The organism is Pseudomonas sp. CP4 (assembly GCF_047758505.1).
Taxonomy (GTDB): domain Bacteria; phylum Pseudomonadota; class Gammaproteobacteria; order Pseudomonadales; family Pseudomonadaceae; genus Aquipseudomonas; species Aquipseudomonas fluorescens_AO.
The window spans coordinates 4,627,084-4,651,357 of sequence record NZ_CP180489.1 but is presented as its reverse complement, the minus strand read 5'-3'; the positions used below and the strand labels follow the sequence as shown (position 1 = coordinate 4,651,357).

The 24,274-nt window shown below is 60.8% G+C and carries 19 protein-coding genes; 13 read left to right on the top strand and 6 right to left on the bottom strand.

Annotated features, from left to right (window positions below; translation table 11 throughout):
- Positions 1-15: 15 nt before the first annotated feature.
- The gene (locus ACMYUN_RS20960; protein WP_415761660.1) at positions 16-894 is read right to left on the bottom strand and encodes an MBL fold metallo-hydrolase; all 879 of its coding nucleotides are present in this window, start codon (positions 892-894) and stop codon (positions 16-18) included.
- 113 nt (positions 895-1,007) lie between these two features.
- Here ACMYUN_RS20960 and ACMYUN_RS20955 point away from each other — a divergent pair, with 113 nt between their 5' ends.
- Positions 1,008-1,937, top strand: coding sequence for a LysR family transcriptional regulator (locus ACMYUN_RS20955; protein ID WP_415761659.1), 930 nt, complete (start codon positions 1,008-1,010; stop codon positions 1,935-1,937).
- Between the two features lie 112 nt (positions 1,938-2,049).
- Positions 2,050-2,226 carry a hypothetical protein gene (locus ACMYUN_RS20950; protein WP_016773438.1) on the top strand — a complete coding sequence of 59 codons (177 nt, stop codon included), beginning with the start codon at positions 2,050-2,052 and terminating at the stop codon, positions 2,224-2,226.
- 131 nt (positions 2,227-2,357) lie between these two features.
- On the opposite strand, the gene ACMYUN_RS20945 is transcribed toward ACMYUN_RS20950, so the two are convergent.
- On the bottom strand, positions 2,358-3,248 hold the full coding sequence (locus tag ACMYUN_RS20945; RefSeq protein WP_415761658.1) for a helix-turn-helix domain-containing protein: 891 nt from the start codon (positions 3,246-3,248) through the stop codon (positions 2,358-2,360).
- Positions 3,249-3,422: 174 nt separating this feature from the next.
- On the opposite strand from ACMYUN_RS20945, the gene pobA reads away from it, so the two are divergent.
- Complete coding sequence (gene pobA, locus ACMYUN_RS20940; RefSeq protein WP_415761657.1) at positions 3,423-4,616, top strand: 4-hydroxybenzoate 3-monooxygenase; 1,194 nt, start codon at positions 3,423-3,425, stop codon at positions 4,614-4,616.
- 77 nt (positions 4,617-4,693) lie between these two features.
- Complete coding sequence (locus ACMYUN_RS20935) at positions 4,694-6,211, top strand: MDR family MFS transporter (protein ID WP_415761656.1); 1,518 nt, start codon at positions 4,694-4,696, stop codon at positions 6,209-6,211.
- 132 nt (positions 6,212-6,343) lie between these two features.
- On the opposite strand, the gene ACMYUN_RS20930 is transcribed toward ACMYUN_RS20935, so the two are convergent.
- The 4 genes from ACMYUN_RS20930 to ACMYUN_RS20915 form a co-directional block, all read right to left on the bottom strand.
- Positions 6,344-7,192, bottom strand: coding sequence for a cache domain-containing protein (locus tag ACMYUN_RS20930; protein WP_415761655.1), 849 nt, complete (start codon positions 7,190-7,192; stop codon positions 6,344-6,346).
- 129 nt (positions 7,193-7,321) lie between these two features.
- A complete protein-coding gene (locus ACMYUN_RS20925) occupies positions 7,322-8,179 on the bottom strand; it encodes an ATPase (RefSeq protein WP_415761654.1) in 858 nt (285 codons plus the stop codon).
- A 116-nt stretch (positions 8,180-8,295) separates the two neighbouring features.
- Positions 8,296-9,288 carry an NAD-dependent epimerase/dehydratase family protein gene (locus ACMYUN_RS20920; RefSeq protein ID WP_415761652.1) on the bottom strand — a complete coding sequence of 331 codons (993 nt, stop codon included), beginning with the start codon at positions 9,286-9,288 and terminating at the stop codon, positions 8,296-8,298.
- 106 nt (positions 9,289-9,394) lie between these two features.
- Positions 9,395-10,282 carry a LysR family transcriptional regulator ArgP gene (locus ACMYUN_RS20915; RefSeq protein WP_415761650.1) on the bottom strand — a complete coding sequence of 296 codons (888 nt, stop codon included), beginning with the start codon at positions 10,280-10,282 and terminating at the stop codon, positions 9,395-9,397.
- 96 nt (positions 10,283-10,378) lie between these two features.
- On the opposite strand from ACMYUN_RS20915, the gene ACMYUN_RS20910 reads away from it, so the two are divergent.
- From ACMYUN_RS20910 to ACMYUN_RS20870, 9 genes are all read left to right on the top strand, one after another.
- A complete protein-coding gene (locus ACMYUN_RS20910; RefSeq protein ID WP_016773432.1) occupies positions 10,379-10,981 on the top strand; it encodes a LysE/ArgO family amino acid transporter in 603 nt (200 codons plus the stop codon).
- 176 nt (positions 10,982-11,157) lie between these two features.
- Complete coding sequence (locus tag ACMYUN_RS20905) at positions 11,158-11,754, top strand: superoxide dismutase (protein ID WP_016773431.1); 597 nt, start codon at positions 11,158-11,160, stop codon at positions 11,752-11,754.
- 328 nt (positions 11,755-12,082) lie between these two features.
- Positions 12,083-14,134 (top strand): putative bifunctional diguanylate cyclase/phosphodiesterase, encoded by a 2,052-nt coding sequence (locus ACMYUN_RS20900; RefSeq protein ID WP_016773430.1) that lies wholly within the window; start codon positions 12,083-12,085, stop codon positions 14,132-14,134.
- A 217-nt stretch (positions 14,135-14,351) separates the two neighbouring features.
- Entirely contained in the window at positions 14,352-15,710 is a 1,359-nt protein-coding gene (locus tag ACMYUN_RS20895) for an imelysin family protein (protein WP_116659279.1), read from the top strand.
- 293 nt (positions 15,711-16,003) lie between these two features.
- Positions 16,004-17,431, top strand: a complete 1,428-nt coding sequence (locus ACMYUN_RS20890; RefSeq protein ID WP_415761648.1) for a di-heme oxidoredictase family protein — start codon at positions 16,004-16,006, stop codon at positions 17,429-17,431.
- Between the two features lie 27 nt (positions 17,432-17,458).
- A complete protein-coding gene (locus ACMYUN_RS20885; RefSeq protein ID WP_024014143.1) occupies positions 17,459-18,523 on the top strand; it encodes an imelysin family protein in 1,065 nt (354 codons plus the stop codon).
- Between the two features lie 14 nt (positions 18,524-18,537).
- Positions 18,538-19,638 carry a DUF1513 domain-containing protein gene (locus tag ACMYUN_RS20880; RefSeq protein WP_039758304.1) on the top strand — a complete coding sequence of 367 codons (1,101 nt, stop codon included), beginning with the start codon at positions 18,538-18,540 and terminating at the stop codon, positions 19,636-19,638.
- A gap of 268 nt (positions 19,639-19,906) precedes the next feature.
- On the top strand, positions 19,907-21,055 hold the full coding sequence (locus ACMYUN_RS20875; protein ID WP_415761646.1) for an efflux RND transporter periplasmic adaptor subunit: 1,149 nt from the start codon (positions 19,907-19,909) through the stop codon (positions 21,053-21,055).
- Between the two features lie 13 nt (positions 21,056-21,068).
- The gene (locus tag ACMYUN_RS20870; protein WP_415761644.1) at positions 21,069-24,095 is read left to right on the top strand and encodes a multidrug efflux RND transporter permease subunit; all 3,027 of its coding nucleotides are present in this window, start codon (positions 21,069-21,071) and stop codon (positions 24,093-24,095) included.
- Positions 24,096-24,274 lie beyond the last annotated feature (179 nt).

The window sequence follows — 24,274 nt, the reverse complement described above, 5'->3', positions numbered from 1 at the left end:
GTGTTCAGGTTCGGCTTACCACTTCATCTCGCCCTTGGCGACTTTTGCGCTGAGCTCCAGCGAACTTTCTTCGCCGAGTTGCGGGTAGCGCTTTTTCATCGCCGCGATCAGTGCATCGGAGTCTTTGGCCTTGGCGGTTTCGGCATCGAAGGCCTTGATGTAATCAGCGGTGAATTTCACGCTGGCCAGCGAGCGGCTGCTGTCGCCCAGGTAATGGCCGGGCACCACGGTTTGCGGTTTCAGGCTTTCGATGGTGTGCAGAGTGTGCAGCCAATCGGCGTGGGATTGCGCGGTCTGGGTGTCGGCCATCCACACATGAATGTTCTCGGCAACCACTACGCCACCGACCACTGCTTTGAGCGACGGGATCCATACGAAGCTGCGATCCGGCTGCTTGCCATCGAGGCCGAGCACCCGCAACTGCTTGCCTTCGAGGGTCAGGCTGTCGCCCTTGAGCACTTCAGGGACAATGGTTTTCGCCGGAACGTCGGCGCCCATTTTCGGCCCCCAATAGGCCAGTTTGCCGTCGACGGTGTGCTTGATGTGATCGACGGTCGGCTGCGAAGCCAGCACTTTCGCCTGCGGGAATGCTTGGGTCAGGGTGTCGAGGCCAAAATAGTAATCCGGGTCGCCGTGGCTGATGTAGATGGTGGTCAACTGCTTGCCGCTGGCGCGGATCTTCTCCACCACCTGCTCGGCCTGGGATTTGCCGAATTGCGCGTCGACCAGAATCGCTTCTTTCTCACCGCTGACCAGCACCGAGCTGACCGGGAAAATCGCCTGAGTGCCCGGATTGTAGACATCGAGGCTCAGCTCGGCAGCGGATGCATGGGCGGCAAAGCCGAAAAATGTTGCGGCGAGCAGAACGCGTTTGAAAGGGGTGAAGCCGATCATTTGTTGCTCCGAGTTTCGAATGCCAGTCTGGCGATGCAACAGAGCTTAGTTGCCAGACTCAGTACAAAAAATGCGATGCTTGGACATAGTTTGTTTCTGAAAGCGGGCAAATCATGGATCGGCTTCAAGCAATGCGGGTATTTGTCACGGTGGTCGATTTGGGCAGTCAGTCGGCAGCGGCCGATCACCTCGACCTGTCGCGGCCGGTGGTGTCGCGCTATCTGGCGGAGCTGGAAGACTGGGTCGGCGCGCGGCTGATGCACCGCACCACGCGCAAACTGAGCCTGACCGCCGCCGGCAGTGAAATCCTCCCGCGTTGTCGGCAAATGATCGAGCTGTCGCAGGACATGCAGGCCGCCGTCAGCGAACCCCATGACGCGCCGCGCGGACTGCTGCGGATCAGTGTCAGCACCTCGTTTGGCCAGGCGCAACTGGCCGATGCGGTCGCGGCATACGTCAAGCTTTACCCAGGCGTGAGTATCGATCTGCAGATGCTCGACCGCACGGTGAATCTGGTCGATGAACGCATCGATCTGGCGATTCGCACCAGCAACGATCTAGATCCGAATCTGATCGCCCGACGCCTGACCGTGTGTCGCTCGGTGGTCTGCGCAGCGCCGGCTTATCTGCTTGAGCATCCGGCGCCGCAGACGGTTGAGGATTTGAGCCGACACAACTGCCTGACCCATTCCTATTTCGGCAAGAGCCTGTGGCATTTCGAGGAGGATGGCGAACCGGTATCGGTGCCGGTACAGGGCAATATCAGCGCCAACGAGGCCAGCACGCTCCTGCGCGCAACCCTGGCGGGCGCGGGCGTGGCGATGCTGCCGACCTACCAGGCTGGCGTGCATATTCACAACGGCGAACTGCTGCGTTTGCTGCCACACGCAGAACCGCGCCAGATGAATATCTACGCGGTGTACGCCTCACGCAAACACATGCCCGCGGCACTGCGCAGCATGCTCGACTTTCTGGTGCAGCGCTTTCCCGAAAATCCCGCGTGGGATGAAGCTGCGAGCTTCAAGCCACAAGCGCCAAGCTGACCGCGTCGTGACAGCTTGCCGCTTGCCGCTTGCCGCTTAAAGCTTGCAGCTGCGCCTGCCTGACCTATGCTCAAAGTAATACCGCAAGGTAGACGTTCAGAGGTCGCACGCCATGAACATCAAAACAAAAAGATACGCCGCCATTTTCATCACCTGCGCCGCGACGCTGGCGCTGTACGGCACCGCTGCCTGGCGGGTCGAGCAGTTGCGCCAGCTTCCGCGCGAGTATGCGAGCTGCAACTACGAGCGGTGTATTCCGCACAATGCCACGCTGAACGCATTGCGCTGATAGACCTGCGCTGGAATGCAACCCTGTGGGAGCGAGCTTGCTCGCGAAAGCGGTGGGTCAGTCAGCCTGTTTGTTGGATGACACTCCGCCTTCGCGAGCAAGCTCGCCCCCACAGGTGTTGGGTGGTGCTTTTAAGGTTGTTGCTCGGCCTTCAAGCGGTCGCGGAATGCCTTTGGCGAAATTCCCACGCGGCGACGGAACAGGCGCGTGAAGTTGGTCGGATCGGAAAATCCCAACAATTCCGACATCTCATAAATCGTCATGCTGGTGTAGGTCAGCAGCCGCTTGGCTTCCAGCAATTGGCGCTCGTGCATGATCTGCAACGCCGGTTGTCCGGCCAGTTCACGGCAGGTGCCGTTGAGGTGCGACACGGAGATGCCCAGTCGATGGGCGAGGTCCTCGACCTTGACGTGCTGGCGGTAAGTCTCTTCCACCAATTGAATGAAACCGTTGAGGTATTCGCGCTGGCGTTGCGGCCGTTGGCTGGCCTTGTGGCGGACGATTGCCTGGCGGCTGACCCAGACCATGATCACACTGACCAGCGAATGCATGAGCATTTCCCGCGCCGGTTGATGGCCGTTGTACTCGGCCTGCAACGCTGAAAACAGGCTGTTCAGATAATCGCCATCCTTGCCGGCCGGGTAGTTTTCCGCGCGGGCCAAGGCGTGTACCGAGCCGCCCAGCTGCGCCTGCAAATGATTGATCAGTGGCGTGGCCAGGGTAACGATGAAGCCTTCAACATCCTCGGAAAATCGAAAGCCATGCACCGACAACGGTGGCAGCACCTGAATCGCCGGGGTCTCGAGCTGCGTGCGCTGGCCTTCGATTTCAAGCTCTGCCTGACCTTTGAAAACGAACAGCAGCTGGCACAGATCCGCGTGGCGGTGAGGTTTGATTTCCCATTGGTGTTCGCGACTGCGCGAGGAAATGGTTTCACAGTGCAGCAAGTCCGGGGTCGGCCAGTCCAGGCTTTCACCGTAGAGCTTGAACACCGGAATCGAAGGCAGGGCAGGCTTGTTCATACTTCAATCCAGGCCTCGGGTTTATGGGCGATAATCGCACCGATTGGCAGAATGTACAGGTATCGGCTCAGTTTTCACCTTCAATTGACAGACCCGCAAGGGAAAAATGCAAGCACTCGATCCATAAAATCATTCACGGCGATTGCTGCGTGAAGCTTGCGAGTCATAAAAACAATGAAAACCCTGAAAACCCAAGTCGCCATTATCGGCGCCGGTCCTTCCGGACTGCTCCTCGGCCAGTTGCTGCACAACGCTGGCATCGACACGCTTATCCTCGAACGCCAGACGCCCGATTATATTCTCGGGCGTATCCGCGCCGGCGTGCTTGAACAAGGCATGGTAGAGCTGCTGCGTCAGGCCGGCGTCGGCCAGCGAATGGACGCCGAAGGCCTAGTTCATGGCGGCTTCGATCTGGCGCTGGATGGGCGTCAGGTGCACATCGACCTGCACGCACTGACCGGCGGCAAAACCGTAATGGTCTACGGCCAGACCGAAGTCACCCGCGACCTGATGGCCGCTCGTCGGGAGGCCGGCGCGCCAACAATTTATCAAGCGAGCAATGTCCTTCCCCACGGCGTGAAAAGCGACGAAGCGTTTGTCACCTTCGAAAAGGACGGTGAAAGCTGGCGCGTCGATTGCGATTACATCGCCGGTTGCGATGGCTTCCATGGCGTTGCCCGGCAGTCGATTCCTGCCGATTGCCTGAAGATCTTCGAGCGGGTCTACCCGTTCGGCTGGCTGGGCATTCTCGCCGACACGCCGCCGGTCCACGACGAACTGGTCTACGCCCGCCACGAGCGCGGCTTCGCCTTGTGCAGCATGCGTTCGGCCACGCGCACTCGCTATTACCTGCAAGTGCCGGCGGATGAAAACGTCGATGACTGGAGCGACCAGCGTTTCTGGGATGAGCTGAAAAAACGCCTGCCGATTGCTCTAGCGGAAAAACTGGTGACCGGCCCATCGATCGAAAAAAGCATCGCGCCGCTGCGCAGTTTTGTCGTCGAGCCGATGCAGTACGGGCGCATGTTTCTCGTCGGCGACGCCGCCCATATCGTCCCGCCCACTGGCGCCAAAGGCTTGAATCTGGCCGCCAGCGATGTCAGCACGCTATTCAATATCCTGCTCAAGGTCTATCGCGAAGATCGCACCGATCTGCTGGAAAAATACTCGGAGATCTGCCTGCGCCGGGTGTGGAAAGCCGAACGGTTTTCCTGGTGGATGACGTCGATGCTGCATCGCTTTGACGAGCACGATGAGTTCAGCCAACGCATCAGCGCCTCGGAACTGGACTACTTCGTCAGCTCGCAAGCCGGGCAAAAAACCATTGCAGAAAATTACGTCGGGCTTCCGTACGAGGCTATCGAATAGCTTCCTACCGACTTACACTGCGAGCATCCACCCGCGCGCGATGGCCGCGCGGGTCCATCACTGCCCGCAGGTTTTCCGTGACCACTCTCAATCAGCCTGAAACGCCCAAACCGGCCATTCGCAGCGTGCTGGTCGCCTTGATGATGGCGATCTTCCTCGGTGCACTGGACCAGACCATCGTCGCCGTGTCGATGCCGGCGATCTCCGCGCAATTCAAGGATGTCAGCCTGCTGGCCTGGGTGATTTCCGGTTACATGGTGGCGATGACCGTGGCGGTGCCGATCTACGGCAAGCTCGGCGACCTGTACGGGCGACGCAAACTGATGCTGTTCGGCATGGGCCTGTTCACCCTCGCCTCGCTGTTCTGCGGGATGGCGCAAAGCATGGAACAACTGGTGCTGGCACGGATCCTTCAGGGCATCGGCGCCGGCGGCATGATCTCGGTGAGCCAGGCGATCATCGGCGACATCGTCCCGCCACGTGAACGCGGGCGCTATCAGGGTTACTTCAGCAGCATGTACGCGGTGGCCAGCGTCGCCGGCCCGGTGGTTGGCGGCTACATGACCGAATACCTGTCGTGGCGCTGGGTGTTTCTGATCAACCTGCCGCTGGGGCTTGGCGCCTGGTGGGTGGCACGGCGCAACCTGCGCGGCTTGCCGATTCCGCAGCGCAAACCGGTGATCGATTACCTTGGCACGGTGCTGATGATCATCGGCCTCACGGCGTTGCTGCTCGGCATCACTGCAGTCGGCCAGGGCCATTCATGGCGCAGCAGCGAAGTACTTGGCCTGTTCGCCTGCGCCGTGGTGGTATTGGCGCTGTTTGTCTGGCACGAGCGCCGGGCACGCGAGCCATTGTTGCCGATGCACCTGTTCGCCAACCGCAATGCCCTGCTGTGCTGGTGCACGATTTTCTTCACCAGTTTCCAGGCCATCTCGCTGATCGTGTTGATGCCGCTGCGCTTCCAAAGCGTCACCGGCGCGGGCGCCGACAGCGCCGCGTTGCACTTGCTGCCTCTGGCCATGGGCTTGCCGATCGGCGCCTATTTCGCCGGCCGTCGCACCTCGATCACCGGACGCTACAAACCGCAGATTCTCACCGGCGCGATCCTGATGCCGATTTCGATTCTCGGCATGGCCTTCAGTCCACCACAAGCGACGCTGCTCAGCGGTTTGTTCATGTTGCTCAGCGGCATCGCTGGCGGCATGCAGTTCCCGACCTCGCTGGTCGGCACGCAAAACTCGGTGGAACAACGCGACATCGGCGTCGCCACCAGCACCACGAATCTGTTCCGCTCACTGGGCGGCGCGGTGGGCGTGGCGTTGATGTCGGCGCTGTTGCTGGCGTTGTTGCACGATTCCAGTTTCGCCCACTTGGCGAGCAACTCGCTGATCAGCGAGGGGCATTCGGGCAACGTCCTGCTCGATGGCCTGAACGCAGCACCCGGTGAAGCGCAGAACGCCTTGCGCGCGGAGCTGCTGGTGACCTTCCGCCATTTGCTCTGGGTCAGCACAGCGGTATCGCTGCTGGGGCTGGCAGCGGCGATTGCCATGCCGAACAACCTGCTGCGCGGACGGGAGCACGGCGCGAAATAAGCCTTTTGCGCTGATCGTTCCCACGCTCTGCGTGGGAATGCCTCAACGGACGCTCTGCGTTCGGCCTTGGATGGGACGCAGAGCGTCCCGGGCTGCATTCCCACGCGGAGCGTGGGAACGATCGTCGCGCGCTCAAGGGCTGTAGTAACCCACCGCGACGAGGAAATGCCCGACCTTTTTCAGGTACGCATGCTTGTCTTCGATCTTGCCGGTCACCGGGTTTTTCCAGCGGTATTCATATTCGCCTTCATCCTGCTTGCCGATCAGCGCCAGAATCGGCTCGCCCACCGGTTTGCCTTCCGGGTCCTTGACCTTGCCGAAATCAGTGTTGATCAAGCGCAGGTTGGTGCCGTGGGCGACATACCGCTGATTGTTCAGATCGACCACAAATACATACAGGTCATCCTGCAGATATCCACCCTTGAGCGAGTTGATCGCTACCAACGTGCCCTTCTCGTCCTTGGTCAGATCCGTCGCGGCTTTGTCGAGCAAGGCCTTGGCCTGCTCCGCCGAGGCCCGTGGCAGGTAGTAACCCACGGCAAGAATGCGCTGGCCGACACGCTGATAGAACACATGCTTGCGCTCGACCTTGCCGTCGGCCCAGTTCTGCCAGCGGTATTCGGCCTGCTGGATGCCGTTGCCTTCCGGCACTTTCAGCGCATCCTTGAACGCCTTCTGCAGATCCGGGCCGAGCACCTCGCTGACATCACGGCCGATCAGCGCCGATGACGGCCCGCCACTGGCAAGCATGACGCCTTTGGTGTCGAGGACAAACACGTAGCGATCCTTGTCGACGAACTCACCCTGGCGGCTGAAGGCGGCAAACGCCTTGTCGCCATTGTCGTGGTAATAGGCCAAGGCTTTTTCCAGCAGGGCAATGGCGGCCTGGCTGTCATCCTTGGCGGCGCTGGCGGCGCTGGCCTGGCCGAAGCCGGCCAACAGGATCAGGCCGAGCCAGGCCACTTTATGCAAAAACCCCATAGCGCATCCCTCGTTCTTTTTGGTGTTTCAAGAGCGTAGACGGCTTGCGGTCATGTAGAGATATTCAGAGCGTTTCTGAACATTGCGCCGTGAGGCTGACAAGCAATGCTCGCCAGCCTCGGTCAGCGCCTACGGGCGGGAATTGATCTGTTGCTGCAGGTTCTGGATCTGCGCCTGCAAGGTATTGAGGTTGCGGGTCATCTGCGCGCGAAACGCATCGAACTCGGCAGTATTGCCGCCACCCTGTGGCGCTGCCGGGCGGTTGTCCTGCTGACTTTTCAGCACGACGATGTCCTGCTCCAGACGATCGATCGCCGCGCTCGGGTTGCCCTGCTTCTTCAGCGCGGCGATATCGGCGCCGAGGCTTTTGAACTGGGCATCGAAAGCTTTCAACTGGGCATCGACCTTGCTGGTATCGGCCGGCGTGCTTTTGATTGTCGCCAGTTCAGCACTCAGGGCTTTGACCTGCGCCTGCAATTGGGTATTGGCGTTCTGTTGTTCGGTGGTCTGCGCGGTCATCTGCGCCAGCCGCTTGTCCAGCTCGCTGGCCTGCCCGGCCACGCCTTGCTGCTGCTTGCTCTGGTCGAGCAGCTTGCCTTCGAGTTGTTTGATCTGCAGCTTCAGCGCTTCGCTGTCGCTGCTGACGTTGCTCTGACTGGCGACAACTTTGCCGGAAATATCCTGCAGACGCCCCGCCGCTTCTTCGCTGATCCGCGCGAAGCTTTCCTGGGTAGCGACCAGTTGCTGCTCCATCAACGAAATCTGCTGGAAGCTCCACCAGGCCAGACCGATGAAGGCGAAAAACAACGCGCCAACCAGTGCCCACAGCGGCCCGGTGCTGGCGGCCTTGACCTTGACCACTGGCGCCGTGCGCGAATGCACAGAGGTGCGGGGGCTGGGCGCGATGTCATCGTCATCGAACGGATCGGCGCGCAGGCTTGGCACGTTGTCGAAATCGTCGTCGTGGGCATCGTTTCGCATGGACATTGAGGCAACCTTTGGCAAACGCGGTGATGGCTAAATGCTGCGAAGTATAACCGCCGCAGCCGCAGGCATTGACCCTCAACCCGCAAGGCGGTTCATTGCCGCCCGGCCGAATCGTTTCAACGGATGTCCTGAGCTTTCCACCACGCACAGAACTCATCGAGGGCAGCCCACACGCTGACTTGCGGATCGTAGTCGAGATAATGCCGGGCGCGGCTGATGTCGAGGGTGAAATTTTTTTTCATGACCTGCATGCCCAGGCGCGACAGGGTCGGCTCCGGACGTCCGGGCCAGAGCTTGCACGCGCCCTCGTTGAGCGCCGCGACGCTGTAGGCCAGACCGTACGATCGGTATCTACGCACCTGATCGACGTCCATCCGGCGCATCACGTAGTTGACCACGTCCCACAACGGCACCGGCGCACCGTTGCTGATGTTGTAGGCCTTGCCCAGCGCCGAACCTTGTGCCAACAGGCTGCTGAGCAAGGCTTCGTTGAGGTTCTGCACGCTGGTGAAATCGACTTTGTTCAAGCCGTTGCCGATGATCGCCAGACGACCCTTGCGCTGCATCTTCAACAGGCGCGGGAAGATGCTCATGTCGCCGGCACCGGTGACGAAACGCGGGCGCAGGGCGATGGTTTCCAGACCGAATTCCTGAGCGCCGAAGACCTTTTGCTCGGCCAGATACTTGGTCGCGGCGTAGGGATGCTTGAAGCGTTTGGGCACTTGCTCTTCGGTCAGACCGAGATGGTCGCGGCCATCGAAATAGATCGACGGCGACGACAGATGCACCAGCCGCCGCACCCGCTGCTTGAGGCAGGCTTCGACGACGTTTTCGGTGACTTCGACGTTGCCCTGATGAAAGTCCTGATAACGCCCCCACACGCCGACCGCACCAGCACAATGCACCACCGCTTCGACGTCGCGGCACAGATCGTGCACCAGATCGGCGTCGGTCAGATCGCCCGGCACAAACTCGGCACCGCGGCGCACCAGATGCTCGACACTCTCGGCCCGGCGACCGTTGACCCGCACTTCAAGGCCCTGCTCCAGAGCGAAACGCGCAAAGCGCCCGCCAATAAAGCCGCTGGCGCCGGTAACCAAAATCTTCATCAAAAACTCCACGAATACAGCTGCAAGCTACAGGCCATCAGCTGCAAGTAAAAACGGTGCGCAAACGCCTTGCTTGCCGCTTGCAGCTTGACGCTCGCAGCTGCCTCTAAGCCACTAGCCATTGCTTTGAGGAGCGCAGCAGTTGTTCGGTCAGTAGATTGAGCAACTGGCCGCCATTGCGCCAATGATGCCAGTACAGCGGCACGTCGATCGGTTTATCTGGCAGCAATTCGCGCAGCTCGCCGCGTTGCAACTGCTCGCGCACCTGCAGTTCCGGCACCAGGCCCCAGCCGAGGCCGGCTTCGGTCAGGCGAATGAAGCCTTCAGAAGACGGACATAAGTGATGTTCAAACGCGCCGTCGACGCCCAACAGCGCCAGGTAGCGATGCTGGAGGAAATCGTCCGGGCCGAACACCAACGCCGGGGTGCGCGGCAACTGTTCGGCGCGCACGCCATCGGGAAAATGCCGAGCGATGAATGCGGGGCTGGCCAAGGCGCGATAGCGCATGGCGCCGAGCAATACGCTGCGTGCGCCAGCCACCGGGCGCTCGCTGGCGCACAGGCACGCGGCCACTTCACCGGCACGCATGCGCTTGAGGCCGACGGTCTGGTCTTCGACGATCAGGTCGAGCAACAAATGCTGCTCGGCGCAGAAATCGCCGACGGCCTCGGCCCACCACGTGGCGAGGCTATCGGCGTTAAGGGCGATGCGCAGGCGATCAGGCAGGCCTTCTTCATCCAGCGCTGGCACCGCCGACTGCAAGTCGCGCTCGAGCAAACGCACCTGCTGCACATGGTTGAGCAAACGTCGGCCGATTTCCGTCGGCGCTGGAGGTGTCTCACGCACCAGCACGGGTTGGCCGACCCGCGCCTCGAGCAATTTGATGCGTTGGGAGATCGCCGACTGCGACAGACCAAGGGCCTGTGCAGCGCGATCAAATCCGGCCTGTTCGACCACAGCAGCCAGCGCGGAAAGCAATTTATAGTCGAACATCAGTTTTCCTAATGGGCGATCAGCACTATTGGTTTTTCTTATACAGCCTTACACCGGAGAATAGCCAGCAAGCACTCTCTTTCAAGGACATCTCCCATGTGGCAAAGCTATGTAAACGGCCTGCTGGTGGCGTTCGGCCTGATCATGGCGATCGGCACGCAGAACGCTTTTGTATTGGCCCAGAGCCTGCGCCGTGAACACCATTTGCCGGTGGCGGCATTGTGCGTGGTGTGTGACGCGATTCTGGTCGCGGCCGGAGTGTTCGGCCTGGCGACGATTCTGGCGCAGAACCCGACCCTGTTGGCGATCGCCCGTTGGGGCGGCGCGACGTTTCTGATCTGGTACGGCAGCCAGGCGCTGCGCCGGGCCTGTTCGAAGCAGAGCCTTGAACAAGGCGAGAACCAGACCGTGCGCTCGCTGCGCGCAGTGATGCTCAGCGCTCTGGCGGTGACCTTGCTCAACCCCCACGTTTATCTCGATACGGTCTTGCTGATCGGCTCGCTGGGCGCGCAGCAATCAGTGCCAGGCGCTTATGTAGTCGGCGCGGCGAGTGCCTCGCTGCTGTGGTTTTTCACCCTGGCCCTCGGCGCCGCGTGGCTGGCGCCGTGGCTGGCCCGCCCGAGTACCTGGCGCATTCTCGATCTGGTCGTGGCGTTGATGATGTTTGCGGTCGCCGCACAACTGATCATCGCCGGGTGATTAATTGCCAAAGGCTCTGGAACCTCTATCCCACACAGTTGTTGCGTGGTTAAGGCGCGACCCCGGTGCTATGATCCGAACCCTGCGCCGCAAAGAGTAAAAACTCGCCGGTGCATTTCCGGCCGCCCGTGATCGGCCTTGCGCTCACCGCAACAGACCTGATTAGGAGAATCATCATGGCTTTCGAATTGCCGCCGCTGCCTTACGCACACGATGCCCTGCAGCCGCACATCTCCAAGGAAACCCTGGAGTTCCACCACGACAAGCACCACAACACCTACGTCGTGAACCTGAACAACCTGGTGCCAGGCACCGAGTTTGAAGGCAAGACCCTGGAAGAAATCGTCAAGACTTCTTCGGGCGGCATCTTCAACAACGCCGCTCAGGTCTGGAACCACACCTTCTACTGGAACTGCCTGGCGCCAAACGCCGGCGGTCAGCCAACCGGCGCACTGGCAGATGCCATCAACGCAGCGTTCGGTTCGTTCGACAAGTTCAAGGAAGAGTTCAGCAAAACCTCGATCGGCACCTTCGGTTCCGGCTGGGGCTGGCTGGTGAAAAAGGCTGACGGTTCCCTGGCCCTGGCCAGCACCATCGGCGCCGGCAACCCGCTGACCAGCGGCGACACCCCGCTGCTGACCTGCGACGTCTGGGAACACGCTTACTACATCGACTACCGCAACCTGCGTCCGAAGTACGTTGAAGCGTTCTGGAACCTGGTCAACTGGAAGTTCGTGGCCGAGCAGTTCGAAGGCAAGACCTTCACTGCTTAAGCTGCACGTCAGTCCAGAAACCCGGCTTCGGCCGGGTTTTTTTATGCCCGGCGCATGGCGTTTGTCGCACGGCAAAAGCAGCTTCGCGCCGTTTGCCGCCGGCCTGCAGCCGACTACCATCAGAGACAGGAAAAAATCTTTGACCCGGTGCTCAAGTTGCGGGCGACTGCAACCGACACAGTAATTCAGAGCTATTACTCAAATGACCACATGGCGGCCAGGATACCGGCGAATTTTCCCGTGCCTGATTGTCCCTTTGACGGCCAACCCGGGATTGCCAATACTCATGGCAACTTGACGCTATCCGCACGGAACAAGGAATACCTCTTTGAAGCTGGAACTCAAGAACAGCTTGTCGGTGAAGTTGCTCCGGGTCGTGCTCCTGTCGGCATTGATCGTAGGCGTAGTCTTGAGCTGCGCGCAGATTGTCTTCGATGCCTACAAGACCCGTCAGGCGGTTGCCGGCGATGCCGAGCGCATCCTCGACATGTTCCGCGATCCGTCGACCCAGGCTGTCTACAGTCTGGATCGGGAAATGGGCATGCAGGTGATCGAAGGGCTGTTCCAGGACGACGCCGTGCGCCAGGCCTCCATTGGCCACCCCAACGAAGCGATGCTGGCGCAGAAATCCCGCGAGTTGCAGCACTCCAACAGCCGTTGGCTGACCGATCTGATTCTCGGTCAGGAACGCACCTTCACCACGCAACTGGTCGGTCGCGGGCCCTACAGCGAATACTACGGCGACCTGAGCATCACCCTCGACACCGCCACTTATGGCGAAGGTTTCATCGTCAGCTCGGTGATCATTTTCATCTCCGGCGTGCTGCGCGCGCTGGCGTTGGGGCTGGTGCTGTATCTGGTCTATCACTGGTTGCTGACCAAGCCGCTGTCGCGAATCATCGAGCACCTCACCGAGATCAATCCGGATCGTCCCAGCGAGCACAAGATCCCGCAGATCAAGGGCCACGAAAAAAACGAACTGGGCCTGTGGATCAACACCGCCAACCAGTTGCTCGAGTCCATCGAACGCAATACCCATCTGCGCCACGAAGCGGAAAACAGCCTGCTGCGCATGGCGCAGTACGACTTCCTCACCGGGCTGCCGAACCGCCAGCAATTGCAGCAGCAACTGGACAAGATTCTTGTCGATGCAGGCAAGTTGCAGCGCCGCGTCGCCGTGTTGTGCGTCGGCCTGGATGATTTCAAAGGCATCAACGAACAATTCAGCTACCAGACCGGCGATCAACTGCTGCTGGCCCTGGCCGATCGTTTACGTGCCCACAGCGGCCGCCTCGGCGCCCTCGCCCGCTTGGGCGGCGACCAGTTCGCCCTGGTGCAGGCCGACATTGAACAGCCTTACGAAGCCGCGGAACTGGCGCAGAGCATTCTTGATGATCTGGAGGCGCCCTTCGCCCTCGACGATCAGGAAATCCGCCTGCGCGCGACCATCGGCATCACCCTGTTTCCGGAGGACGGCGACAGTACCGAGAAGCTGTTGCAGAAAGCCGAGCAGACCATGACCCTGGCCAAGACCCGCTCGCGCAATCGCTATCAGTTCTACATCGCCAGCGTCGACAGCGAGATGCGCCGTCGTCGCGAGCTGGAAAAAGACCTGCGTGACGCGCTGATCCGCGACCAGTTCTACCTGGTCTACCAACCACAGATCAGCTATCGCGATCACCGCGTGGTCGGCGTCGAAGCGCTGATTCGCTGGCAACATCCGGAACACGGTCTGGTGCCGCCGGACCTGTTCATTCCGCTGGCCGAACAGAACGGCACGATCATCGCCATCGGTGAGTGGGTGCTCGATCAGGCCTGCAAGCAATTGCGCGAGTGGCACGATCAGGGTTTCGTCGATCTGCGCATGGCGGTCAATCTGTCCACCGTGCAACTGCACCACGCCGAGCTGCCACGGGTGGTCAACAATCTGCTGCAGATGTACCGCTTGCCGCCGCGCAGTCTGGAACTGGAAGTCACCGAAACCGGCCTGATGGAAGACATCACCACCGCCGCCCAGCATCTGCTCAGCCTGCGCCGCTCCGGTGCGCTGATTGCGATCGACGACTTCGGCACCGGCTATTCATCCCTCAGTTATCTGAAAAGCCTGCCGCTGGACAAGATCAAGATCGACAAGAGCTTCGTTCAGGACCTGCTCGATGACGATGACGACGCGACCATCGTTCGCGCGATCATTCAACTGGGCAAAAGCCTGGGCATGCAGGTGATTGCCGAGGGCGTGGAAACCGCCGAGCAGGAAACCTACATCATTTCCGAGGGTTGCCACGAAGGTCAGGGCTACCACTACAGCAAACCGCTGCCGGCGCGGGAGCTGGGGATTTACCTCAAGCAGGCGCAGCGCAGTAACGCGGCTATTTTATAAGCTCAAAACATCGCAGCCTCAAAGATCAAAACATCGCAGCCTCGTTGCACTCGTCAGCTCCTACAGTGAAACGAGGCTGCGATCTTTGGATCCTGACGCGCAAATAAGAAATATTTCCAGCCACGCCTTTACACATAATGCGAAAGATTTGCATTATGTCGCAGTTTTGCGCGCCCCCGGCGCCAGTCCACTCAACTACCGAAGCAGGATGTTCGCCATGATTCGTATGCCTCTGGCTACCGCCAGTCTGCTGGCCATCGCTATTTCCCTCGCCGGTTGCGGCGAAGGCAAGGACAAAGAAAAAGCCTCCGAGATGACTCCGGCGTCCAGCAGCGCTGCTCCAGCCCCGGCGCCTGCCGCTGCACCTGCGCCTGCTGCCGGTAAAGTTGACGATGCCGCCGCCAAGGCTGTGGTCGCGCACTATGCGGACATGGTCTTCGCCGTTTACAGCGATGCCGAATCCACCGCGAAAACCCTGCAAACCGCCGTCGACGCGTTCCTCGCCAAGCCGAACGCCGACACCCTGAAAGCCGCCAAGGCTGCCTGGGTCGCCGCACGCGTGCCATACCTGCAGAGCGAAGTGTTCCGCTTTGGCAACACCATCATTGATGACTGGGAAGGTCAGGTTAACGCCTGGCCGCTGGACGAAGGCCTGATTGACTACGTCGACAAATCCTACGAGCACGCACTGGGTAACCCGGGCGCCACCGCCAACATCATCGCCAACACCGAAGTGCAGGTCGGCGAAGACAAGGTCGACGTGAAAGAGATCACCCCGGAAAAACTTGCCAGCCTCAACGAGCTGGGCGGTTCCGAGGCCAACGTCGCCACCGGCTACCACGCGATCGAATTCCTGCTCTGGGGCCAGGATCTGAACGGCACCGGCCCGGGCGCTGGCAACCGTCCGGCCTCGGACTACCTGGAAGGCGCCGGCGCCACCGGCGGTCACAACGAGCGTCGTCGTGCCTACCTGAAAGCCGTGACTCAACTGCTGGTCAGCGATCTGGAAGAAATGGTCGGCAACTGGAAGCCGAACGTGGCCGACAACTACCGCGCTACCCTGGAAGCCGAGCCAGGCGAAACCGGCCTGCGTAAAATGCTCTTCGGCATGGGCAGCCTGTCCCTGGGTGAACTGGCCGGCGAGCGCATGAAGGTTTCCCTGGAGGCCAACTCCCCTGAAGACGAGCAGGATTGCTTCAGCGACAACACCCACTACTCGCACTTCTACGACGCCAAAGGCGTGCGTAACGTTTACCTGGGCGAGTACACCCGTGTTGACGGCACCAAGCTGACCGGCGCCAGCCTGTCGTCGCTGGTAGCCAAGGCCGACCCGGCTGCCGACACCGCGCTGAAAGCCGATCTGGCCGCGACCGAAGCGAAGATTCAGGTCATGGTCGATCACGCCAACAAGGGTGAGCACTACGATCAACTGATCGCCGCCGGCAACACCGCTGGCAACCAGGTGGTTCGCGACGCCATCGCCGCGCTGGTCAAACAGACCGGTTCGATCGAAGCCGCTGCGGGCAAACTGGGCATCAGCGACCTGAACCCGGACAACGCCGATCACGAGTTCTGATCACCGCGTGTGCTGCAAAAAAGGCGACCCTCGGGTCGCCTTTTTCATCTCTGCCTTTTGTATTAATGCTGGTGGCCCCATCGCTGGCAAGCCAGCTCCCACAGGGAACGGTGGCGTACACAGATTTTGCAAACACTGCAAAAACCTGTGGGAGCTGGCTTGCCAGCGATAGGGGCGGCACGGTCTCAAGTGAAACTCTGCCGCAAATCAAGCAAACGATAATTCCTCTTATTCAAACTCCCCCGCCCTGTTAGACTTTGCGCCTTTGTTTTCGCCCGTTTGCAGGATGTCTGATGCCGTCGTTGCCGCTTCGCTTGTCCGCACTGTTGCTGGCCCTGAGCCTGAGTGCCTGCGATGACGCCCCGCGTTTCACCAAGGCCGAGCCGGGTGAAGCGCGTTCGGGCGGTGCGGCGACTGTGCGCAAGAGCGATCAGAACGCCTTCTCCCTGCCATCGGCCAACCTGCCGCCCTCGCGGCGCGTGGATTTCAGTGTCGGCAACAGCTTCTTTCGCAGCCCGTGGGTGATCGCGCCCTCGACCACCACGGCGCGCGACGGCCTCGGACCGTTGTTCAATACCAACGCCTGCCAGAACTGCCACATCAAGGACGGTCGCGGTCATCCGCCGGCAGCTGATGCGAGCAATGCGGTGTCGATGCTGGTGCGCCTGTCGATTCCCGATGCGCCGCCCTACGCTAAAATCGTCGAACAGCTCGGCGTGGTGCCGGAGCCGGTGTATGGCGGGCAGTTCCAGGACATGGCCGTGCCCGGCGTCGCCCCGGAAGGCAAGGTGCGCGTCGACTACACCCCGGTGCCGGTACGGTTCAAGGACGGCACCGAGGTCGAGTTACGCAAACCGACCCTGCAGATCACTCAACTCGGCTACGGCCCGATGCACCCGGACACGCGGTTTTCCGCGCGGGTGGCGCCGCCGATGATTGGCTTGGGCTTGCTCGAAGCGATCCCTGAAGAAGCGATCCTCGCCAACGCTACCACCCAGGCGAAAGAGAACAACGGCATCAATGGCCGGCCCAACCGTGTCTGGGATGACCAGTTGCAGAAAACCGTCATCGGCCGGTTCGGCTGGAAAGCCGGGCAACCGAATCTCAATCAGCAGAATGTTCACGCGTTCTCGGGTGACATGGGCCTGACCACCAGCCTGCGGCCGTTCGACGATTGCACCGAGGCGCAAACCGCCTGCAAACAGGCGCCGAACGGCAATGGCCCGGACGGCGAGCCGGAAGTCAGCGACAACATTCTGCGTCTGGTGCTGTTCTACAGCCGCAACCTGGCAGTGCCGGCGCGCCGTGGCGTCAACGAACCACAGGTGCTGGCCGGCAAGAATCTGTTTTTCCAGGCTGGATGCCAGTCGTGCCACACACCGAAATACACCACCGCCGCCGATGCCGCCGAACCGGAATTGGCCAATCAGGTGATTCGTCCGTACAGCGACTTGCTGCTGCATGACATGGGCGAAGGCCTGGCGGACAACCGCACGGAATTCCAGGCCTCCGGCCGCGACTGGCGCACCCCGCCGCTGTGGGGGATCGGCCTGACGCAAGCGGTCAGTGGCCACACGCAGTTTTTGCACGACGGCCGCGCACGCAACCTGCTCGAAGCGGTGCTCTGGCATGGCGGCGAAGCGACGGCGGCGCAGCAACAGGTTTTGTCTTTCAATGCCGAGCAGCGCGCTGCGTTGCTGGCGTTTCTGAACTCACTTTAAATACTGAAAAAACATCGGGAGCCCGACATGTTCCGTCCCAAGTTACTGTTCACCAGCCTTGCCGCGCTCGCCCTCGGCGCCTGTTCGCCGCAGGACCCGCAAGCGGTCACCTCGGCGGCGATCGCCAAATCGGTGATCCTGCCGACCTACACCCGTTGGGTCGAAGCCGACCGGCAACTGGCGGTCAGCGCCCTCGCCTACTGCCAGGGCAAGGAAAGCCTGGAAACCGCCCGTGCCGATTTTCTCCACGCGCAGAAAGCCTGGGCCGAACTGCAACCACTGCTGATCGGTCCGCTGGCCGAGGGCAATCGTTCGTGGCAAGTGCAATTCTGGCCGGACAAGAAAAATCTGGTTGGCCGTCAGGTCGAGCAACTGGTCGTCGCCCAGCCGCAGATCGATGCCGCTGCCCTGGCCAAATCCAGTGTCGTGGTGCAGGGCCTGTCGGCTTACGAATACATCCTCTTCGACGCCAAGCCTGACGTCGCCAACGATGCGCAAAAAGCCAAATACTGCCCGCTGCTGATCGCCATCGGCGAACGCCAGAAGCAACTGGCCGAGGAAATCCTGCAGGGCTGGAACAACACCGACGGCATGCTCGCGCAAATGAGCAAGTTCCCCAACCAGCGCTACGCCGATTCCCACGAAGCGATCGCCGATCTGCTGCGCGTCCAAGTGACGGCACTGGATACTCTGAAGAAAAAACTCGGCACGCCAATGGGCCGTCAGAGCAAAGGCGTGCCGCAGCCGTTCCAGGCTGATGCATGGCGCAGCCAGTCGTCGCTGACGGCGCTGGAAGCCAGCCTCGCGGCGGCGAAAACCGTCTGGGAAGGCGTCGACAACAAAGGCCTGCGCGGTCTGCTGCCGGCCGAGCAGAAACCCTTGGCGGACAAGATCGATGCCGCCTATGCCGCTTCGCTCAAACTGTTCGACAGCACCCAGCGCTCGCTGGGCGAAATGCTCGAAGACGACGCCGGTCGCCAGCAACTCAACGATATCTACGACAGCCTCAACGTCGTCCATCGCCTGCATGAAGGCGAACTGGCCAAGGCGCTGGGCATCCAACTGGGCTTCAATGCCAACGACGGTGACTGATGAGGGCGAGTGCCATGCTGCGACGTCAGGTTCTGACTTTAGGTAGTGCACTGCTGGGAGCAGTGTCGCTGGGCGGCTGGACGCTGTTCAAACGCAAGGATCAGAGCCCGCTGCTGCTGTCGGCGCGCGACGATACTGACGGCAAGCATTACGCCGTCGGCTATCGGCTCGACGGTACGCGGCTATTCGCCACTCACGTCGGCCAGCGTTGTCACGACATCATCAACCACCCCACGCAGCCGCTGGCGTTGTTCGTTGCACGGCGTCCGGGTACCGAGAGTTACCTGATCGACCTGCGCGACGGCAAGCTGCTGCAGACCGTGACCTCGCAGCCGAACCGGCACTTCTACGGCCATGCCGTGGTGCACAAGGACGGCGAATACCTGTATGCGACCGAGAACGACACGAGCGATCCCGGCCGTGGCCTGCTCGGTGTGTACAAGTTCGAGGGCGAACGGCTGGTGCACACGGGCGAGATTTCCACCCATGGCCTCGGCCCGCATCAGGTGTCGTGGATGCCCGACGGCGAGACGCTGGTGGTGGCCAACGGCGGGATTCGCACCGAGGCGGAAAGCCGCGTCGACATGAACCTCAACGCCATGGAGCCGAGCCTGGTATTGATGCAGCGCGACGGCACGTTGCTGAGCAAGGAAACCCTCGCCCAGCAGATGAACAGCGTGCGCCACCTGGGCATCGCCAGTGACGGCACCATCGTCGCCGGCCAGCAATTCATGGGGCCGTCCCACGAGCGCTCGGAGCTGCTGGCGATCAAGCGCCCCGGGCAAGCGTTCGTGGCGTTCCCGGTAGCGGAAGATCAGTTGCAGGCGATGGGTCACTACACCGCCAGTGTTGCGGTGCACAGCGATCTGCGTCTGGTCGCGTTGACGGCGCCGCGCGGCAATCGTTTCTTTATCTGGGATCTGGACAGCGGCGAACTGCGCCTCGATGCGCCTTTGCCGGATTGCGCTGGCGTCGGAGCGGTGAAGGATGGCTTTGTCGTGACCTCGGGTCAGGGCCGTTGCCGCTATTACGATTGCCGTCAGGAACCGTTGCTGGCCAAACCGCTGGAATTGCCGGCGGGGCTCTGGGACAACCATCTGCACTTGATGGCCTGATACCCCCCTTTTTTGAGATGGCCCCCATCCTGTGGCGAGGGGATTTATCCCCGTTGGGTGGCGCAGCCGCCCTTAAAACTGCAATTGCGGTATGACTGAAGGATTCAGGGGGCCGCTTCGCAGCCCAACGAGGATAAATCCCCTCGCCACAGGACTGGTGTTCCGATCGCCCTCCTGTTCTACCCTGTAATAACTGCCAGTTGGAATCCCCACCTGACTCGGAGTAATGTGCCCGCCTGTCTCATGATTTATCCAAGGAACTGGACTTATGCTGCGTCGCCGCATGCTGATCATGTTGGGTGTTGTTTTGCTGCTCGTCCTGGTGCTGGGCGGATACAAAGCCTTTTCGATCTACTCGATGATCCAGGGCTTTTCCAAACCGAAACCACCCATCAGCGTCGCCGTAGCCACCGCCGGCGAACAGCCATGGCAGATGCGCCTGCCCACTGTCGGTTCGCTCAAGACGCTGCAAGGCGTCGACCTGAGTCTGGAAGTTGCCGGCACCGTCACTGAACTCAAATTCGAATCCGGACAGAAGGTCAAGGCCGGCCAGCCATTGCTGCAACTCGACAGCGCCGTGGAAAGCGCCCTGCTGGAAACCGCCCGCGCCGATCTCGGCCTGGCGCAGCTTGATTTCGGCCGTGGCGCGCAGCTGGTCGACAGCCGCGCGATCTCCAAAGGCGAGTACGACCGCCTCTCCGCCGTACTGCAAAAGAACAAGGCCACGGTCAATCAGCTCAACGCGTCGTTGGCGAAAAAGCGCATCCTCGCGCCGTTCAGCGGCACCATCGGCATCCGCCAGGTCGACGTCGGCGACTACCTCGCCAGCGGTAGCAAAATCGCCACGTTGCAAGACTTGAGCAGCCTCTACGCCGACTTCTTCGTGCCGGAACAAGCGGTGCCGAAACTCGCCATCGGCCAGCCCGTGCAGTTCACCGTCGCCGCGTATCCGGGGCAGAACTTTACTGGCAAGATCAGCGCGATCAACCCGATCGTCGAAAGCACCACGCGCAACATCCTTGTCCGCGCCACCCTGGCCAACCCCGACGGCAAGCTGTTGCCGGGGATGTTCGCCAGCCTTGAGGTGCTGCTGCCCGATCCGCAGAAACACATCGTGGTGCCGGAAAGCGCGATCACCTACACGCTGTACGGCAACTCGGTGTACGTGGTCGGGCAGAAGAAGGCCGAGGACGGCAGCGTCACCAAGGATGATAAAGGCCAACCGCTGCTGATCGCCGAACGTCGTTTTGTCGAGACCGGTGAGCGCCGCGATGGCCTGGTGATGATCAACAAGGGCGTGCAGAGCGGCGAACAAGTGGTGACGGCGGGCCAGATCAAACTGGACAACGGTGCCCACATCGCCATCAGCGACGACAAGACCCTCGGCGAGCAGAACAGTCCGCCTCGCGCCGACTGATCAAGGAATTCCCATGGCTTTTACCGACCCGTTCATCCGCCGCCCGGTGCTCGCCACCGTGGTCAGCCTGCTGATAGTGCTGCTGGGCTTCCAGGCCTGGAGCAAGCTGCCGCTGCGCCAGTACCCGCAAATGGAAAACGCCCTGATCACGGTGACCACGGCGTACCCCGGGGCCAACGCGGAAACCATTCAGGGCTATATCACTCAGCCGATGCAGCAGAGTCTGGCCAGCGCCGAAGGCATCGACTACATGACCTCGGTCAGCCGGCAGAACTTCTCGGTGATTTCCATCTATGCGCGCATCGGTGCCAACACCGACCGCTTGTTCACCGAACTGTTGGCCAAGGCCAACGAGGTGAAGAACAAGCTGCCGCAGGATGCCGAAGACCCGGTGCTGAGCAAGGAATCCGCCGACGCTTCGGCGCTGATGTACATCAGCTTCTTCAGCAAGGACCTGAGCAACCCCCAGATCACCGACTACCTGTCGCGGGTCATTCAGCCAAAACTGGCGACGCTGCCAGGCATGGCCGAAGCGGAGATCCTCGGCAACCAGGTGTTCGCCATGCGCCTGTGGCTCGACCCGGTGAAACTCGCCGGCTTCGGCCTCAGCGCCGCCGACGTGACCGCTGCGGTGCGCCAGTACAACTTCCTCTCCGCCGCTGGCGAAGTAAAGGGCGAGTACACCGTCACCAGCATCAACGCCAACACCGAATTGAAATCCGCCGAGGCCTTCGCGGCGATTCCGCTCAAGGTCGACGGTGACAGCCGCGTGCTGCTGCGCGACGTCGCGCGGGTGGAAATGGGCGCGGAAAACTACAACTCGATCAGCTCGTTCGGCGGCACGCCATCGGTGTACATCGGCGTCAAGGCCACCCCCGGCGCCAACCCGCTGGACGTGATCAGGGAAGTGCGCAAGCTGATGCCCGAGCTGGAAGCGCAACTGCCGCCGAACCTGAAAAGCGAAATCGCCTACGACGCCACGCTGTTCATCCAGGCCTCGATCGACGAGGTGGTGAAAACCCTGTTCGAAGCGGTGTTGATCGTTATCGTCGTGGTGTTCCTGTTCCTCGGCGCGCTGCGTTCGGTGGTAATCCCGGTGGTGACCATTCCGCTGTCGATGATCGGCGTGATGTTCTTCATGCAGATGATGGGTTACTCGATGAACCTGCTGACCCTGCTGGCGATGGTGCTCGCCATCGGACTGGTCGTGGACGATGCGATTGTCGTGGTGGAGAACATTCACCGCCACATCGAGGAAGGCAAGACACCGTTCGAAGCCGCGCTGGAAGGCGCGCGGGAAATTGCCATGCCGGTGGTGTCGATGACCATCACCTTGGCGGCGGTGTATGCACCGATCGGTTTTCTCACCGGGCTGACCGGGGCGTTGTTCAAGGAGTTTGCGCTGACCCTGGCCGGGGCGGTGGTGATTTCCGGCGTCGTTGCCCTGACCTTGTCGCCGATGATGTGCGCGTTTCTGCTGCGCCACGAAGAGAATCCCAGCGGCCTGGCCCATCGTCTCGACCGAGTCTTTGAAGGCCTCAAACGCCGTTATCAAAGCATGTTGCACGGCACGCTCAATACCCGGCCGGTGGTGCTGGTGTTTGCAGTGATCGTGCTGTGCCTGATTCCGGTGTTTCTCAAGTTCACCAAGTCGGAACTGGCACCGGACGAGGATCAGGGCATCATTTTCATGATGGCCAGCGCGCCGCAGCCGACCAACCTCGACTACCTGAGCACCTACACCGACGAATTCATCACCATCTTCAAAGAGTTCCCGGAGTACTACTCATCGTTCCAGATCAACGGCTACAACGGCGTACAGGCCGGTATAGGCGGCTTCCTGCTCAAACCATGGAACGAGCGCGACCGCACGCAGATGGAAATCCTCCCCGAGGTGCAGAGCAAGCTGGAGAGCATTCCGGGCTTGCAGATCTTCGGTTTTAATCTGCCCTCCCTGCCCGGTACCGGTGAAGGTCTGCCCTTCGAATTCGTGATCAATACGGCCAATGATTACGAGCTGCTGCTGCAAGTCGCCGAGCGCATCGAGAAACGCGCCATGGAGTCGGGCAAATTCGCTTTTGTCGATCTCGATCTGGCGTTCGACAAGCCGGAAGTGGTGGTCGATATCGACCGCGACAAGGCTGCGCAGATGGGCGTTTCGATGCTTGATCTTGGCGGCACGCTGGCGACCTTGCTCGGCGAGGCGGAAATCAACCGCTTCACCATCGACGGCCGCAGCTACAAGGTGATCGCCCAGGTCGAACGGGCCTACCGCGATAACCCGGACTGGCTGAACAACTACTACGTGAAAAATACTCAGGGCGAATTGCTGCCACTGTCGACGCTGATCAAGGTCAGTGATCGCGCGCGACCACGACAGCTCAATCAGTTCCAGCAACTCAATGCGGCGAAGATTTCCGGATTCCCGCTGGTGAGCATGGGCGAAGCCATCGACACCGTGCTGCAGATTGCCCGCGAAGAAGCCCCGGCCGGGTTTGCCTTCGACTACGGCGGTGCCTCGCGGCAGTACGTGCAGGAAGGCAGCGCGTTGTGGGTAACTTTTGCCCTGGCGCTGGCGATCATCTTTCTGGTGCTGGCCGCGCAGTTCGAGAGCTTCCGCGATCCGCTGGTGATTCTGGTGACGGTGCCGCTTTCGATCTGCGGCGCGCTGATTCCGTTGTTTCTCGGCTGGTCGAGCATGAACATTTACACCCAGGTCGGGCTGGTGACGCTGATCGGCCTGATCAGCAAGCACGGCATCCTGATCGTCGAGTTCGCCAACCAGTTGCGCAAGGACAAGGGCCTGAGCGCCCGTGAAGCGGTGGAGGAAGCGGCAGCAATTCGCTTGCGCCCGGTGCTGATGACCACGGCGGCGATGGTGTTCGGCATGGTGCCGCTGATTCTGGCGACGGGCGCGGGAGCGGTGAGCCGCTTTGACATCGGCCTGGTGATTGCCACAGGGATGTCGATTGGCACGTTGTTTACATTGTTCGTGCTGCCGTGCGTTTACACCTTTCTGGCGAAACCGGATCCCACGTAATAAAGAGATCCAATGTGGGAGCGAGCTTGCTCGCGAAAGCGGTATGTCAGTTGGAAAAGATGTTGTATGACACGACGCCTTCGCGAGCAAGCTCGCTCCCACAGGTAAGGTGTGAACCGATAAAGCCGGGTGCAAAAAAAGGCCTCGCAACTGCGAGGCCTTTTATTTGGGCTTGAATC